This is a genomic window from Marinobacter sp. NP-4(2019), assembly GCF_003994855.1.
Taxonomy (GTDB): Bacteria; Pseudomonadota; Gammaproteobacteria; order Pseudomonadales; family Oleiphilaceae; genus Marinobacter.
The window spans coordinates 2,478,843-2,493,811 of record NZ_CP034142.1; the positions used below are offsets into that span (position 1 = coordinate 2,478,843).

Here is a 14,969-nt window from a genome sequence, read left to right on the forward strand (position 1 = left end):
TGCTGCTGACTTTTTAGGCGTTCGCTTCGTCACGAAGCTCGCGACGCAGGATCTTGCCCACGTTAGTCTTGGGCAGCTCATCCCGGAACTCGAAGTTTTTCGGTACCTTGTAGGCGGTCAGGCGCTCGCGGCAGAACTCTTTAAGTTCGTTTTCCGAGACACCCTCGGCGGTCGCCACCAGGTAGACCTTGACGGCCTCACCACTCTTGGCGTCCGGAACACCAACGGCCGCACACTCAACGACCTTCGGATGGCTGCTTACCACGTCCTCGATCTCGTTCGGGAAGACGTTGAAACCGGATACGATGATCATATCCTTCTTGCGATCCACGATGCGGATGTAGCCGTCTTCCTGAATCAGAGCAATATCCCCGGTCTTGAGGTAGCCGTCCTCGGTGAAGGATTTCTGGGTGTCTTCCGGACGCTGCCAGTAGCCACGCATAACCTGCGGGCCCTTGACGCACAGTTCACCCGGCTCCCCCAACGGGGTCTCGTTGCCTTCCTCGTCGATGGTCTTGATCTTCGTAGAGGGAATCGGCAGGCCAATCGTACCCAGTTGGATAGCACTGTGAGGGTTGAACGTCACCACCGGTGAGGTCTCGGTCATGCCGTAGCCTTCGCTGATTTCACAACCGGTGACACGCTGCCACATCTTGGCGGTGTCGCTGGTCAGCGCCATACCACCGGAAGAAGTCAGCTTCAGCCCGCTGAAGTCCAGGGCCTTGAAATCGTCGTTGTTGCACAGCGCCACGAACAGGGTATTCAGGCCCAGGAACGCAGTGAACTTGTGATTTTTCAGCTCCTTCACGAAGCCCGGAATGTCGCGGGGGTTTGGAATCAGCACGTTGTGGGCGCCGGCCTCCAGCATGATTCCGCAGTTCAGGGTAAAGGAATAGATGTGATACAGGGGCAGCGGTGCAATAACCACTTCCTGACCTTCCACCACGATGTCTTCCATCATCGGGCGGGTTTGCAACAGGTTGGCCACCAGGTTGCCGTGGGTCAGCATCGCCCCCTTGGCCACACCCGTGGTGCCACCGGTGTACTGCAATACAGCGATGTCTTCCTGCTTGCATTCTACCGGAGTAAACTTCTCCCGCGCGCCAGCACTCAGCACCGCAGGCAGCTTGTGCGCCTGTGGCAGATTGAACGGCGGCACCATCTTCTTGACGTGCTTGATCACCGCATTCATCAACGTGCGCTTGATCGGCGAGTGCATGTCGGCAATCTCAGTCACAATGACGTGCTCGATGCCGGTCTGAGGCAATACCTTTTCGGCGTTTTCCGCCATATTGGCAAGAACCACCAGGGCCTTGGCACCGGAATCGTTGAACTGGTGCTCCATTTCCCGTGTGGTGTACAGCGGGTTGGTATTCACAACAATCAGACCGGCACGCATGGCGCCGAACACCACGACCGGATACTGACTGACGTTGGGCATTTGTACGGCGATACGATCACCGGGCTTGAGATCGGTCTTGTTCTGCAGCCAAGCTGCGAAGTTACGGCTCTGGGTATCGAGATCACGATAGGTCAGAGTGGCGCCAACAGCACTGAATGCGGGCCGATCAGCGTATTTCTTTACGGCCTGCTCAAATACATCCACCATGCTTTTGTATTTGCTCAAGTCTACCTCACGGGGTACACCAGCGGGGTATTTGTCCTGATAGAACTGCTCGAAATCCATCACCATCTCCTGTTTGGCGCTTGTGTTTATAATGATTTACCAGTGTCGTTGCGATCAAAAAATCAACCCGACAAAAGTATCAGCCGAAAAATGAGGGTGAGAGAATAGCAGTTTTGTAAACGATGAGGTAGCTTTCAGAGCACACGTGTTCTGACTCTTTCAAATCGCTAAATCTGTGGAGCAAACCATGAGCGAAACACCCGATACCCTTGAAAACTTCACCTACGACGAACTCAAGGAAGGTGACTCTGCCACCTTCAGCCGCACACTGACCGAAGACGAACTGGTGTTGTTCGCGGCGGTATCCGGTGACGTAAACCCGGTACATCTGGACTCCGAGTTCGCCGCCGAATCCATGTTCAAGGAGCGCATTGCCCACGGCATGTGGAGCGGCTCCCTGATCTCCGCCGCGCTGGCAACCGTGATGCCCGGGCCAGGGACGATATATCTGGAACAGAGCCTGTCCTTCAAGCGGCCGGTCAAGCTGGACGATACCCTGACGGTCAGACTGACAGTGCTGAAAAAAGAGCCCAAGAACCGGGTCGTTTTTGACTGCGACGTTCGCAACCAGAGGGATGAAAAGGTGGTCAGTGGTGAGGCAAAGGTGATTGCTCCAACCAGCAAGGTCTCGCTGAAGAAGCCCCGTATGCCGAACATTATCATCGAGCACTGACTACCCCGGCAGGAAATCGATCGGAAACTTTACCTTGCGGGCCGCCACATCGTCGGCCCCGAAGTTAAACAGCTGCACCCGCATGGCTATCCGACGCTCAAGTTCCGGGTTATCCAGCTCGGAATTGACCACTTCACACCGAGAGACCGAGCCATCCGGCTCGATCACCAGCTCCAGCAACACCTTTCCCTCCAGGGTGGGATCCTGCCTCAGTTCGCGACGGTACAGGGAATAAAGCGCTGTTTTCTGGGCATCAAACACCTTGCGGATGTTGCTCATCCCGCGTTCCGCAGGTCCGGGCTCCGGTTTCGCAACCGCTTCGAACGCTGGCTCTCGGTCCACTTTTACCTCGCGCACCTGGTGGCCCGCCACATCCACCCGTTTTTTCGGACTGCGCCCGCTTTTAACCCCGCCACTGCCTTGCAGGACATCACCAGCATCAGCGTTCACGCGTTGCCCCTCCGCAACCTTGTCAGAGACGTTGGCAACCAGCCTCCGGTCGGGTTCCGGTTCGGGTGACCGAAGTGCGGCCAACTGGCCCTTCATGGCCAACAGCCCTGAACGGGATGCCTTTTCCCTGGCCTGGTCAACGGTTTGCCGGTCGGGTTCCGGCATTGAATCAGACACCGACTGCCGGTAAACCGTTTTCTGCTGTTCGTCGTCAGGATCGTCTGCTGCTTTCGGCTCAGGTTCTGGCTCCGGTTCCGGATCAGGGGCCTCAACGGGCGCCGGCAACTCCCGCGGTTCAATCAGTTTAGCCAGTCGTGGCGACACCTCTTCATTCTGGCGGTGCTCTGGTTCCGGCAACTCCAATATGGGAATCCAGAGTGCCGGCACGAGAAACAGCGCGAACGTAAGCAGTAGAATCAGACCGAAGCGACCGTTTTCGCCCTTTGCGGACGACCACGGTAACCCTGCCCGGTAGCCTGACGGTTCAGCCATTTCGAGCCTCCCCACTGGATTCCACCGCGAGCCTCACCCGACGATACTGCTGGTCGACGCAGGTTTGCATGATTTTCCGCAGCAGTCGGTAACTGGTGTCGCGCCCAGCCATGATGGTGACCTCAAGCCCCTGCTCTGGAACAGCACCCTGGTGCTCACGGCGCCAGGCCAGCGCATCGGCCAGGCCAGGCACAGTGGCGTCTTCCGCCTCAATGGTGTCCAGGCGGGCGACCTCCCGCCCATGCACCAGAACTGACTGACCACTGAGCCGCACCGTCAGTGTGTCTTCCGCCTCCTGCTGTGCAGAAGACAGCGGCAGTGGCACATCGGCCGTGTTCTGCATGACTTTGACGTCGGAGGAGTTGACCATCAGAAAAAACACCAGGATGGTAAAGATATCCATCAGAGACACCAGATTCAGGCCTCCGGGGCGATGCATACGCCGGTAATGCCGCTGCATCCGGTGGGCACGACGGGAAGTCTTCATGTGCCCTCCGGGGCATCCGCCAGGGCCACATCGGGAAACAGTTCCGCCTCTACCTTGCTGGCAACGACAACTGCCGGGTAGGACCGAACCGTGTCCATTGCGGTCACCAGAGTCTGGTAGTCGATCTCCGGCCCGACTTCGAGCACCACATCTGTCTTTTCCGGCACTCGGGCCTTGATAGTTTTAAGCGTCTCAAGCAACCCCGCAAAGTCCTGCTCGCCGCCCTTCAACGGTAACGTGCGAATTACGCCACGCTCGCTGTCCGATACCTCGATCCCCTCCGGGATAATGGTCACCACCAACCGCAACTGTTCGGCGGAAGGAGCATCAGCGGATTCCATTCCCGGGAAATCTAACTCAATGGTCCGGATCTGGCTGAACACCATGCCCAGCAACAGGACCGGCACCAGTACAATCATCAGGTTGAGGAAGGCGGTGATGTCCAGCTCCGGGCTGCTTGCGGCCCGGCGATGTCTGCGTCTCATACTGCGAACCTCGACTCAGGCGGCGGACTGGCTGGCGCCCTGATCTGAAATGATGTTGAGCAATTTCACACCCGCCATCTCGAAACTGTCGACGATCTCATTCGTACGGGTCTGCAACAACGCATGAAACATTAGCAGGGGGATGGCTGACATCAGACCGAAAGCGGTGGTGTTCATGGCCACGGAGATACTCTCGGACAACAGCGTTGCCTTCTGGGCCGGATCCGCAGCGGCAACGGCAGTGAAAGCGGAGATCAGACCGATGATGGTGCCGAGGAGCCCCATCAGAGTTGCGATATTAGCCAGGGTCGCCAGGTACTGGGTACGTTTTTCCAGCCTCGGCAGCACCTCCATCAGGCCCTCTTCGAGGGCGTATTCGATCTCTTCCCGACGATTATTGTTGAGCAGGCGCCCTATTCCCGCCCCCATGATAGATGCAATGGCACTGTCGGAACGGTTGGCAGCTTTCATGGCGCGTTGATAGTCCCGCTTCTGAAGTAACGGCAGTATGCCTTTCTCAAACGCCAATCGATTGCGACGACGCATTGTCCCCAGGTATATAAAACGCTCCAGGGTAATGGCCAGACCGATAGCCAGTACCACGGCGATGGGATACATAAAGGGACCACCTTCCTGAAAAAAACGGGTTACGGTTTCCAGCATGATCAGACTCCTGCAGTCACTGCGCAGACAGGGAAGAATCCGGTGACGGATTCAGGGTTTCACGAAATATCCGATGGCGCTCGAGGGCCATCGGATCCAGGGGTTCAAGCAAATCAGAGGCGCTGTCATCCAGCCTTGCACGGGGGCGACGCGGCAAGGTTGGTGGTTGCCACGGCAGGATGTACAGCACACCTGGGTCATCATCGGCTGAATGGGGCGTAATGCCTTCCACACTCAGTGCCACGGGCAGAGAGCCTTCAGCGCGACCATCGGCGGCTGCGCCCGCAATGGCATGTCCGCTGGTTACTGCCATAACTGCCAGTCCTGCCAGCGCAACGAGAGGGATACGATTGCGCATCTATTGCAGCCTCCGTTCCAGGTCCGCGATCCATCCCGCCACCTGTTTGTCCTCGCTACCGGAAAGCTCCCGATAATGGTGGTAGTGCAGCAAGGCGGCTTTCAGGTCCAACAGGTAGAGTTCGGAAATAACGGCAAGGTTGTAATGCAGTTCGGGTGTCTCAGGGGACGAATCAATACCGGTACGCAACAACCCTGCGGCTTCGCGGAACCTGCCCTGCTCCTTGAGGGCAAGGGCCTGGTTGTTGATCGCCACAACATCCTCCATGGTGACCGGCTCTCCATTGGCCTCCTCACGGCCCTGCTCCGGGGCCGCGAGGCCAGCGCAACCGGTCAGGGCCCCCAGGAAAACCAACAGGACCAGCGTTCGGTACTCAGGCATCATCACTGGACTCCTCATTCCAGGTCATCCAACGCACATCCCGGTCGTAGCGCCCTGGAAACAGCTCAGCGAGAATGTCCAGACTCTTCTGAACCCATTCAGTGTATTCGCCGTCCGCCAGCAGTTCGTGGTTCCGGGCATGCAGTTGGATGGCCGTTTCTTCAAAGGGATAAGCCTCTTCCTCAAGAAGCATTTCGTACTGGGCACGCTCGAGGTCATTCAGTTCCGCCGGAACCTCGGACGCCATCAGGTCCGCCGCCAGCACCCGATAGAGCTCGGCTCGCCGGAACAAGGCTTCGGACTGTACGGCTTGCCGGTCCAACTGGAGCGCCTCCGCAAACCTCTTTCTCGCCTGCTCAAGGGCTGCCTGCTTGCGTGCCAGGGAATCCTCCAGCGGATGGTGGAGTGCTATCGTTTCGAAATTGCTGGCACTCGAGCGGCCCAACGCCATAGCGGCACTGGCAGACCATCGCAGGGTATCGGGCGAATGCCATTGACTGGCGAGTTCGGTACTCACCAGTTGCGCCCGGTAGCGATCAGGCGACGCCCCCGACTCCACCAGCCGCTGACGCATGGTCTGGTTCCGGATGTGGTCACCGGCGTTGACGGGCTCTTTGGGTTCGGCAAGGTAGCGCTGGTAAATGCGATTACGACGTTCAACGGCCGCGCCCTGATGAAACAGCTCTGCAGCGTGCAGTTTGCGGGGCCAGTGGTTCCCGTCGTTTGGAGGACTCTGCATCAGTTCCGACGCGGCCCGAATGGGCTGGCCGGAACGGCTGTAGGCCAGCACCAGTTTCTCGCTGATTTCTGTAGTCAGGGTGTGTTCGGGAAAATCAGAGCGGAATCGGATCAATTCATTGATGGCCGTCTGCCAGCGTTCCGCCAGCAGCAGGCTATTGGCAGCGTCGTAACGGCCCTTGATGGCGATGTCGGAACCGGGCAGTACCGACCCCACCCGCAGAAAATGCGCCACGGCGGTACTGGTCTCGCCTGACTGTTGAGCGGCTTCCCCTTGACGGTACACCGCCTGCGCCAGTTGCAACCGGACCTGATCGGCTTCCGTCGCGTCCACACCGGCAAGGTGGTGCTCGCTGATCAGGGCCGCCGCGTTGCGCCATGCCTGCTCAGCCAACTTATGGTCACCGGTTGCTGTATGGACTTCGCCAAGCACCAGCCAGGCACTGTATTGCTCGTCAGGGCTTGCGGAAGCGTTGGCATGGGCGCGCTCGGCAAAGCGACGGGCTTGTGGGTACTCACGATGTTCCAACCAGCGATTGGCAATATCGGCATCAAGCCCGGAGAGCCGGAGATCCGCCGGGAAACGCTGGGCAAACCGGTCCGCTTCCGATGATAAATCCTGCAAACTGGTGGCAAACGTCGTGCGGTTGTCCAGACCGTTACGGTGAATGGTAACCGCGGCCCATGCCGCATTCACTGCATCGCGGTAACCATCCGAACGATAGGCCGCCTGCCGGTAGTTCTCCAGTGCCTCCCGGTACTCCCCGGCCTGCAACCTGGCGTCACCGGCCAGCCTCAGGGTCTCGCCCGGTTCACGGGTTCGCATGCTGAGCGCCTCATAATAAGCAGCCGCCCTGGCGAACCCTTTGCCGGGTGCCTGCGCCCCCTGATCGTAATAGTAGTCCGCCAGCTGACGACTCAGGGTCCGCCACAGATCCTGGTGGGCTTCAGACAGTGTTGCGTACCGATGATCACTGCCGTACGCATGAACATAGGCGGCCCGAGCGTCGCGGGCCCGATCACTTTCCCCGGCCAATATCCAGACATCGATCAACTGGGCCAGAAATGCGGCCGCGAATGGATGGTCCGGGCGCGCTTCCACGTAGGCCCGGTTCACCGAAACACTGTCTTCAAACTGCCCCGTGCTGGCGTAATGATCTGCCAGTCGATCAAACAACAGATAATCGTAGTGTTTCTCCCCGCTACCGCCCACAAAGGCTGTCAGGGCGCCGTTACCAGCCGATTCAGCCGCCATCAGTGCCAGCACCCGCAAGGTGTCATCGACCAGTTCCGCATCACTGGCGGAAACCCGCTCAAGACTCTCAGGCTCCGGTAATTGTTGATCAAGCACACCGACAAAGCTGGCCGCCGCACGGTGCCACGCGCCCTTGCCCTGCTTGTACTGACTCCACCCCCGCATATAACCGGCTTTGAGCTTGAGACGGTCCCCGCCAGTCCCGGCGATCAGACGACCGTATTCCTGCTCTGCCTCGACGTAGTTCCCGGCAGAGAATGCAGCTTCTGCAATTCGGAAACGCGCCTCGGGCACCAGGGGCGATTTCGGATATAACCCGGTTAATTGTCTTAACCGCTGAACGGACTCATCCCCCTGGCCAACGTACGCATGGGCCTTGGCCATCTGGTACAGCAGCTCATCCAGCTTTCCATGGAACGAGCCACTCTGAATGATCGACTCGTAACTGCCAATGGCTTCCCGGTAGCGCCTTCGTTCCTGCGCATCATCCAGTTGGGTAACCTTCCCCGACACCTCACGGATATTGGCAAGGCGGTTCAGGGCATCAATCCGCACTTCCGGCTCGTCCGATCCGTCAAAAAGCCGCTGATAACGCCGGGCCACCTCGGCCGGAGATATTGCAGGCAAGGGGCGGGACTCGAATTTCATGAACACCGGGCGCATATCGGCAATGGTTTCGCCATCGCTGCCGAGTTCAACACGGAATGTTTCCTGGCCGTAAACCATAGGCACAGCGCAAGCCGTCAGCAGCACACCAATCGCCGACATTCTCATCACCGACCTCCCCTTTCCAGGGTCTCGAGGGCGAGGTACTCGTACAGATGGGCAATCTGCTGTTCGGTTTTATCCAGGGCATGCTCCAGCTGGTCGTCGTGCCAGCTCACGAACGCCAGGGCCTGGTCATCAAGCCTGCTTTCCGCACGTGCTCGCAACGTCGCTGCTCGTGACTGAAGTTTCTGAATCCTGGTCAACGCGGCGTCTGTGTTATGCAGCAGTTGCTCAAGCCTGGCATCCCGGGTTGCCAGCCTGCTCCCCAGCAACATCAGGGACGACTCAATGTCCTGCAAGGTCCCGGCAGAGAGGTTAAGGGCTTCCAACTGCCGTGGCTGAACTGCCCTGTCTCTCAAACGCCCTATCTGGCCACGCAGTTTCTCCAACCTGGCAACAAACGCTTCCTGACGACCACCCCCGTTAGCGACAGGCGTGGCAAGCCTGTTCTTCAGCGCCCCCCGGAAGACGTCCAGGTTGTTCGCCTGTTCTTCCAACCAGGCCTCGATCCTCGCCAGATCGGATACCTTGCCAACCGCATCCTGGGCCGCGGGATCCTCCATAAACCTCAATAGGTAGGCCATGCGCGGCTGTGTGAGTGTGCGGTTATCCGCCAGGAACCACTGAGCCTCCGAACCCCGGGTATCCTGTACCAGCGTTCGCCATGCACCGTTCTTTCGAATCTGCGAGGCCAGCTTGCGCAAGGTCACGCGTTCACCCTCATAGGATGCATTTGCGGCAAGATAGGCTTCCCCCGCTTGCCCGGGATAACCGGACAGGTCATAGCCCCGCCCCACGCCAAGCCAGGCATCCTGAACACCGGGATAAGCCAGGGGGTATTTCTTCGCACGGTGCCAGGACTGCATGGCAGCCCGATGATTATCCCGGGCAGCCAGCGCCAAACCATGAAAATACAGCGCACGCGGAGTCTGGTAGCTGTCGAGGGGAACCTGTTCCAGAAAGCCGATGGCCTTGTCGTATTCTTCATTCTGATAGGACAAATAACCGGCACGCACCAGAAGTTGGTTGCGTAGGTTGCTGCTGCGACCGCTGACGGTGTCCTGCTCAGACATCGCCAGTGCGACACGAAGGGCAACCAACGCCCGGGTCGGGTCGAGATCATGCTCGCTGTAGTCCGCCGCCAGGTTCGCATAGCCAAGGGCGGCCCAATAACCAGCGTCCATGGTGGACAGAATCCGCCCCGCCCTGTCCCGGTGACCTGCCCGGCGCTCCAGTTCCGCCAACTCGTAGAGCGCCTGCTGACGGACCTCTCCGTGGCCGATATCGGCAGCGGTCTGAAAGTGCTCCCGCGCTACTCCGGGTTCACCTTCCTTTAACAGGATCTGCGCGAGCATCAAGGCGGCCGCGCCAAGCTGATGTTCACCCTCGACCTGCGCCTCCAGGAGCATCCTCGCGTCGGTAGTCTGCCCTGATGCCATCAGCGCCTGTACCCTTAGCCAGGACGCCGTAGGACTACCAGCATCGCGGATATAGCCCAGGGCGCGGTCCGCTTGGCCTGAAACCAATGCGAATCTGGCGAGTCCAGTCGCCAATGCCTGCTCCCCCGGTTGGCTGGCCGCAACCGGTGTTAGCGATACTGCTGCCAGCAGCATCCCATAACGGCAGCATTGGGCGGACACCCGGTAACAGCAGTCTAGAGCGCGGACAACCATGCCCCTTACTTCCATTCCCTGAAAGAAACCTGTGGTTCGTAATCCGGCGCCCTGGCATCCAGGGTCATCGCGATCCGGGACTGTCCTGGCTGTTTCTGGAAACGATAAGTCGATTCACGCCTGACATAGCGATCGTTTCCGGCCCGGGCCGTCAATACGGTTTTAAGGACGTGGTGACCGTGGGGCAGATTCCCGGTATACAGCTGCTGGACACCGCCCTGCGCGAGGGCGTTGAGCTCCCTGTCTGTGTACAGGTGGGACGCAACCGGGGTGTCATCAACATACAGCTCAACTGAGTCCAACGTCAGGGCATCTTTGCGGGCAAGTGTCAGAAATACTGTCACCTGCGTGTCGGCGGGATGAAGAATGCCTTCCTCAAGCGCAAAAACCTCACCAGCAAGGCTGATAACGTCTGCCTTCAGGCGGTTGATTTCCGCATTGAGTTCGTTGGCCGTCGCAAGGGTGGGGAAAAACAGGGTATGGCCGAAAACGGCCAGAAAGATGACGGTAAATTCCAACCGCCCCCTATCCGGAACGGAACCTGTTACCTGCTCTGCGGTGAACATACGCTTCCTGCCTCTTGTCATGCACCGTTACACAATGACAAGAAGCGTAACACCCGGTTACTTTCAAGAACGGTATCCAGATCACCAATTGAAAAACTCGGAGTGTCGATTTATTTGACAGATATTCAGAGCAAACTGGCGAATACGAACCAGAGAACAGAACAGCCGCGGGCTATTTACCTGATATACGGGGAAACAATTCAAGTGGCCCCGGAATTGCTGCAGACGAAGTGGCGGGGAAGCCGTGACCGCAACCCCGTAGATATGCCGAGCTTTGCCGATGCCCTCAACCGCATCGGCTTTTTTATTTACTTAACTGCCTCATGGCCGATTCCAGGCCATCTATGGTTAACGGATACATATGATCGTTGACCAACTGCCGGGTCATGCCCAGCGAACCACCGGTTCCCCAGTAGCTCTCAGGCAGCGGGTTGAGCCACACCACCTTGCGGAAATGATCGGTGATGCGCTGGAACCAGGTGGCGCCCGCCTCCTCGTTCCAGTGCTCAATCGAACCACCAGGATGGGAAATTTCATAAGGCGCCATGGTGGCATCCCCCACGAAGATCACTTTGTAATCCGGTGTGTACTTGTTGAGGATATCCCAGGTACTGATGGTTTCGTTCATGCGGCGGATGTTGTTCTTCCACACGCTTTCATAGACGAAGTTGTGGAAGTAGAAGTACTCCATGTGTTTAAACTCCATACGCGCGGCGGAGAACAATTCCTCACAGACACGCACATGGGGGTCCATGGAGCCACCCACATCAAAGAAAATCAGAACCTTGACCGCATTGTGCCGTTCGGGAACCATTTTCAGGTCGAGATAACCGGCATTACGGGCGGTGGAACGAATGGTGTCATCCATGTCCAACTGATCCGCGGCACCCTGACGGGCGAACTTGCGGAGCCGACGCATGGCGACTTTGATATTCCGGATACCCAGCGTGATGCTGTCATCCAGGTCCTTGAATTCGCGCTTTTCCCAGACCTTCACGGCTCGGCCCTGACGACCGCCCTTCTGACCGATACGGAAGCCTTCCGGGTTATAACCGTCGGCGCCGAACGGCGACGTACCGCCGGTACCGATCCACTTGTTGCCGCCGGCATGGCGTTCCTGCTGCTCTTCCATGCGCTTCTTGAAGGTTTCGATCAGCTCTTCAAGCCCGCCAAGGGAATCGATTTTGGCCTTGTCTTCCTCGCTGAGATGTTTCTCGAATTCAGCCCGGAGCCACTCATCGGGGATCAGCATTTCCATCAGATCCTCGAGGTTTTCGATGCCCTCGAAGTAGGCCTTGAAAGCACGGTCAAACTTGTCGAAGTGACGCTCGTCCTTGACCAGGCACAACCGTGACAGGTAGTAGAACTCTTCCATATCCGCGAAGGCCAGCCGGTTTTGCAGGGCCTCCAGCAGGTCCAGGAATTCACGCAGGCTGGCGGGCACTTTTGCCCGCCGCACTTCGAGAAAAAAATCAATCAACATAAGGTGTAGCTCTTGCTGAATGTCAGCTGCGACGACGAGCCATGAAGGCCAGCTTCTGCAGCAGATGAACGTCCTGCTCGTTCTTCACCAGGGCGCCGTACAGTGGCGGCAACGCAGAGCTGGTATCCTTCTCCTGCAACATTTTGGCAGATAATTCATCCGCCATCAGCAGTTTCAGCCAGTCGATCAACTCGGAAGTGGATGGCTTTTTCTTCAGGCCCGGTACCTTGCGCACATCAAAGAAGACTTCCAGGGCATCCCGTACGATGGCCTGCTGCAGCCCCGGGAAATGCACCTCCACAATGTCTTGCATGGTGTCGTGATCCGGGAAGCTGATGTAGTGGAAGAAACAGCGGCGCAGGAAGGCGTCCGGCAGCTCTTTCTCGTTATTACTGGTAATCACGACGATGGGCCGTTTCTTCGCCTTCACGAACTGCTGGGTCTCGTATACGAAAAATTCCATGCGATCGAGTTCCAGAAGCAGGTCGTTCGGGAATTCGATGTCGGCCTTGTCAATCTCGTCAATCAGCAGCACCACCTGCTCGTCCGCCTCGAAGGCTTCCCAGAGCTTGCCCTTGACGATGTAGTTGCTGATGTCCTTCACCTTCTCGTCTCCCAACTGGGAATCACGCAGGCGGGACACCGCATCGTATTCGTAGAGGCCTTGCTGGGCCTTGGTGGTGGACTTGATGTGCCAGGGGATCAGCCTCATGCCCAGGGCAGAGGCCATTTCTTCCGCCAGCAGGGTTTTGCCGGTCCCGGGCTCGCCTTTAATCAGCAACGGGCGTTGCAGCGAGATAGCCGCATTCACCGCCATCTGCAGGTCATCAGTAGCTACGTATTTCTCGGTACCGGTAAACTTCATTCTGTTGGTTCCTGTTCGATTATCTGTTTGTCCGCCGCGGAGTATAAAGCCTTGACCAGCCGGTGATAAGGGCTACGACCACCGCCCCGACATCATGGCTTACGTTCTTCGTCGTCTTCATCCGAGTCCGGAAGATCTTCAAACTCGGACAGATCGAAATCCTCCAGGCCGAATTCTTCGCTGCTGTCCTCGTCTCCGGCATCGGCCACCGGAATCTCCTCGTCAGGATCGGCTTCAGGTTCAGCCACGGGCTCGGGGTCCGGCTCCGGTTCGTGAGGGGCTTCCTCTCCCCCGCTTTCTTCAGGCGCTATGACCGGCACTTCATCATCGCTCGGACTTTTCTCAGGTTCCGGCTCCGTTTTCCTTTTACGGCGAACAGCGGCAAACACCCCACCCGCGAGAAGCGCAATAACTACTAGACCGCCCGCGGTCATGGCCCAAAGCGGCAGTGCCGTCTCAGTTTCCTCCGGTCCTGCGGGGGCGGCCAGGGGTTCCTCGGCGGCGCTGATATCAATTGGCCCGGCACTGGTGCTGTCCTCAGCAGGTTTTGGCTGTGGTTGCTGGCCAGGCGCAGGCTCCCCTTCTGACCCTGGTTCCGGAGGGTCTTCCGGAACGGCCGCTACCGGCTTTGGCAGCACCGACTCTTCTGAAGGTAAGGAAACCTGCCCCTCGGGAAGATCGAAACGACTGACGGCGGTGAATTTTCGGGAAAACGTCTGCCCATCGGCAACCACATCAATGACATATTCCCCTGCGGACGGCAGTCGCCCGACGGTGTCCTGGTATAAGCCATTTTCTGGCGGATGCTCACCGGCCAGTATTTTGGTTCCACTGCGATCGTCCTCCGAGGTAATCGTAACTCGCACCTCTATGACATCGAGGAAACCTGGATCGGTCAGCCGGTCCTGGCCCTCGAAAAATGCAACCTGGAGCTGTAAGGGCTCTTTTTCGGAGAAGACCGGCGGCAATGGGCTCACAACCATGCGTAGGTCACTCACCACGGTTACCCGGCTGCCCTCCCCCAGTTCGCCATTCAGACGCCACTCCCCGTCTTGTGGATCGGTGACGGTAATCAGGTCATAGCCGGGTTCCCGCGCCCAACGCATGTTGTTGCCCGGACGGTCTACCCTGGCCGTATTGCCATCCGGATCCGTCAGCCTGAGCTCACGGGTATCGCTGGTTTCGTCCTCTCCCCAGAAGATCAGTGCGGTAAACTCGCGCACCGCGCTATCCACGCTGAAGCGGTTGCCGTCAATCGGCACTTGCTCTTGCGGTACCGCAGCGTTCAGGGCTTTCAGGAAAACCCGGTTCAGGGCATCCGCGGAAGGGGCCACGCTGTAACTGCCTCCGGTTTCCTGCGCCAGGGTCTGGAGAAATCCGACATCCGCCTCCGTGGACAGGGCAACGGTATGAAACGTGGCCCCTTTGCTCACCAGTTCATCCAGTAGCGGACCGAGAATACGCTCACGTTCGGCCCGATTCACTCGTTCATCGTCGGAAATATCGACCTTGCCATCCGTCAGCAGGATGAAATCGGTGTGGCTCAAGTCACCATCGGTAAAGTAGTCGTCACTGGCAACTTCTATGGCTTTCCCAAGGTTGGTGCGAAGGGCAACCGAATTGATCTCCGAAGAGAGATTGGTCATCTGTTCCCGCCAGCGGTCATCCACACGGTCACGGGGCACCAGCATGTTGACGTATTGGCCGAAGGTCCAGAGGCCGGCGTAGGCATTTTCGGGCAGCATCCTGGCAAGCAACCGCACGGCGGGTTGTCGGAGATTGTCAGGATCGTTGTCTTTCATGGATCCGGATATGTCTACAATGACCCGGACATCTGCGACCTCGGGAAGCTCAGGAGCGCCTGTGGCCTGCGCACTTGCCCACACCGGCAGACTGAAGATAACAAGGAAAAGGACGCTCTGTACCAAGCGCATCATGACTCCGC

General features: G+C 58.2%; 14 protein-coding genes. 1 reads left to right on the top strand and 13 read right to left on the bottom strand.

The annotated features are described in order from the left end of the window. Window positions 1–13 precede the first annotated feature (13 nt). Window positions 14–1,687, bottom strand: coding sequence for an AMP-binding protein (locus EHN06_RS11255; protein ID WP_127332668.1), 1,674 nt, complete (start codon window positions 1,685–1,687; stop codon window positions 14–16). Between the two features lie 187 nt (window positions 1,688–1,874). Here EHN06_RS11255 and EHN06_RS11260 point away from each other — a divergent pair, with 187 nt between their 5' ends. Next, window positions 1,875–2,360, top strand: a complete 486-nt coding sequence (locus EHN06_RS11260; RefSeq protein WP_127332669.1) for a MaoC/PaaZ C-terminal domain-containing protein — start codon at window positions 1,875–1,877, stop codon at window positions 2,358–2,360. Here EHN06_RS11260 and EHN06_RS11265 read toward each other — a convergent pair whose 3' ends face one another. The 12 genes from EHN06_RS11265 to EHN06_RS11320 form a co-directional block, all read right to left on the bottom strand. After that, complete coding sequence (locus EHN06_RS11265; protein WP_127332670.1) at window positions 2,361–3,302, bottom strand: AgmX/PglI C-terminal domain-containing protein; 942 nt, start codon at window positions 3,300–3,302, stop codon at window positions 2,361–2,363. It lies immediately after the preceding gene. Continuing rightward, window positions 3,295–3,789 (bottom strand): ExbD/TolR family protein, encoded by a 495-nt coding sequence (locus EHN06_RS11270; protein WP_127332671.1) that lies wholly within the window; start codon window positions 3,787–3,789, stop codon window positions 3,295–3,297. The genes EHN06_RS11265 and EHN06_RS11270 overlap by 8 nt, the downstream gene beginning before the upstream one ends. Next, window positions 3,786–4,274 carry a biopolymer transporter ExbD gene (locus EHN06_RS11275; RefSeq protein WP_127332672.1) on the bottom strand — a complete coding sequence of 163 codons (489 nt, stop codon included), beginning with the start codon at window positions 4,272–4,274 and terminating at the stop codon, window positions 3,786–3,788. Before EHN06_RS11275 ends, EHN06_RS11270 begins: the two co-directional genes overlap by 4 nt. Window positions 4,275–4,289: 15 nt before the next feature. Further along, complete coding sequence (locus EHN06_RS11280) at window positions 4,290–4,937, bottom strand: MotA/TolQ/ExbB proton channel family protein (protein ID WP_127332673.1); 648 nt, start codon at window positions 4,935–4,937, stop codon at window positions 4,290–4,292. Between the two features lie 16 nt (window positions 4,938–4,953). Continuing rightward, window positions 4,954–5,295, bottom strand: a complete 342-nt coding sequence (locus EHN06_RS11285; protein ID WP_127332674.1) for a hypothetical protein — start codon at window positions 5,293–5,295, stop codon at window positions 4,954–4,956. Continuing rightward, a complete protein-coding gene (locus EHN06_RS11290; RefSeq protein WP_228257278.1) occupies window positions 5,296–5,679 on the bottom strand; it encodes a hypothetical protein in 384 nt (127 codons plus the stop codon). Beyond that, the gene (locus tag EHN06_RS11295) at window positions 5,669–8,437 is read right to left on the bottom strand and encodes a tetratricopeptide repeat protein (protein WP_228257279.1); all 2,769 of its coding nucleotides are present in this window, start codon (window positions 8,435–8,437) and stop codon (window positions 5,669–5,671) included. The genes EHN06_RS11290 and EHN06_RS11295 overlap by 11 nt, the downstream gene beginning before the upstream one ends. 5 nt (window positions 8,438–8,442) lie before the next feature. Continuing rightward, a complete protein-coding gene (locus tag EHN06_RS11300) occupies window positions 8,443–10,110 on the bottom strand; it encodes a tetratricopeptide repeat protein (RefSeq protein ID WP_228257280.1) in 1,668 nt (555 codons plus the stop codon). Window positions 10,111–10,115: 5 nt separating this feature from the next. Then, complete coding sequence (locus tag EHN06_RS11305) at window positions 10,116–10,676, bottom strand: AraC family transcriptional regulator (RefSeq protein ID WP_228257281.1); 561 nt, start codon at window positions 10,674–10,676, stop codon at window positions 10,116–10,118. 304 nt (window positions 10,677–10,980) lie between these two features. Continuing rightward, entirely contained in the window at window positions 10,981–12,159 is a 1,179-nt protein-coding gene (locus tag EHN06_RS11310) for a vWA domain-containing protein (RefSeq protein ID WP_127332677.1), read from the bottom strand. A 22-nt stretch (window positions 12,160–12,181) separates the two neighbouring features. Continuing rightward, window positions 12,182–13,024: an AAA family ATPase gene (locus tag EHN06_RS11315; protein WP_127332678.1), complete on the bottom strand. Its 843-nt coding sequence runs from the start codon at window positions 13,022–13,024 to the stop codon at window positions 12,182–12,184. Between the two features lie 92 nt (window positions 13,025–13,116). After that, window positions 13,117–14,961: a VWA domain-containing protein gene (locus tag EHN06_RS11320; RefSeq protein ID WP_228257282.1), complete on the bottom strand. Its 1,845-nt coding sequence runs from the start codon at window positions 14,959–14,961 to the stop codon at window positions 13,117–13,119. Between the last annotated feature and the right edge of the window lie 8 nt (window positions 14,962–14,969).

Coding starts and splice junctions, on each gene's coding strand:
- EHN06_RS11275 (WP_127332672.1), bottom strand. CDS start 4,274: ATGAGACGCAGACATCGCCGGGCCGCAAGCAGCCCGGAGCTGGACATC.
- EHN06_RS11310 (WP_127332677.1), bottom strand. CDS start 12,159: ATGTTGATTGATTTTTTTCTCGAAGTGCGGCGGGCAAAAGTGCCCGCC.
- EHN06_RS11315 (WP_127332678.1), bottom strand. CDS start 13,024: ATGAAGTTTACCGGTACCGAGAAATACGTAGCTACTGATGACCTGCAG.
- EHN06_RS11290 (WP_228257278.1), bottom strand. CDS start 5,679: ATGATGCCTGAGTACCGAACGCTGGTCCTGTTGGTTTTCCTGGGGGCC.
- EHN06_RS11260 (WP_127332669.1), top strand. CDS start 1,875: ATGAGCGAAACACCCGATACCCTTGAAAACTTCACCTACGACGAACTC.
- EHN06_RS11265 (WP_127332670.1), bottom strand. CDS start 3,302: ATGGCTGAACCGTCAGGCTACCGGGCAGGGTTACCGTGGTCGTCCGCA.
- EHN06_RS11295 (WP_228257279.1), bottom strand. CDS start 8,437: ATGTCGGCGATTGGTGTGCTGCTGACGGCTTGCGCTGTGCCTATGGTT.
- EHN06_RS11320 (WP_228257282.1), bottom strand. CDS start 14,961: ATGATGCGCTTGGTACAGAGCGTCCTTTTCCTTGTTATCTTCAGTCTG.
- EHN06_RS11300 (WP_228257280.1), bottom strand. CDS start 10,110: ATGGTTGTCCGCGCTCTAGACTGCTGTTACCGGGTGTCCGCCCAATGC.
- EHN06_RS11255 (WP_127332668.1), bottom strand. CDS start 1,687: ATGGATTTCGAGCAGTTCTATCAGGACAAATACCCCGCTGGTGTACCC.
- EHN06_RS11280 (WP_127332673.1), bottom strand. CDS start 4,937: ATGCTGGAAACCGTAACCCGTTTTTTTCAGGAAGGTGGTCCCTTTATG.
- EHN06_RS11305 (WP_228257281.1), bottom strand. CDS start 10,676: ATGTTCACCGCAGAGCAGGTAACAGGTTCCGTTCCGGATAGGGGGCGG.
- EHN06_RS11270 (WP_127332671.1), bottom strand. CDS start 3,789: ATGAAGACTTCCCGTCGTGCCCACCGGATGCAGCGGCATTACCGGCGT.
- EHN06_RS11285 (WP_127332674.1), bottom strand. CDS start 5,295: ATGCGCAATCGTATCCCTCTCGTTGCGCTGGCAGGACTGGCAGTTATG.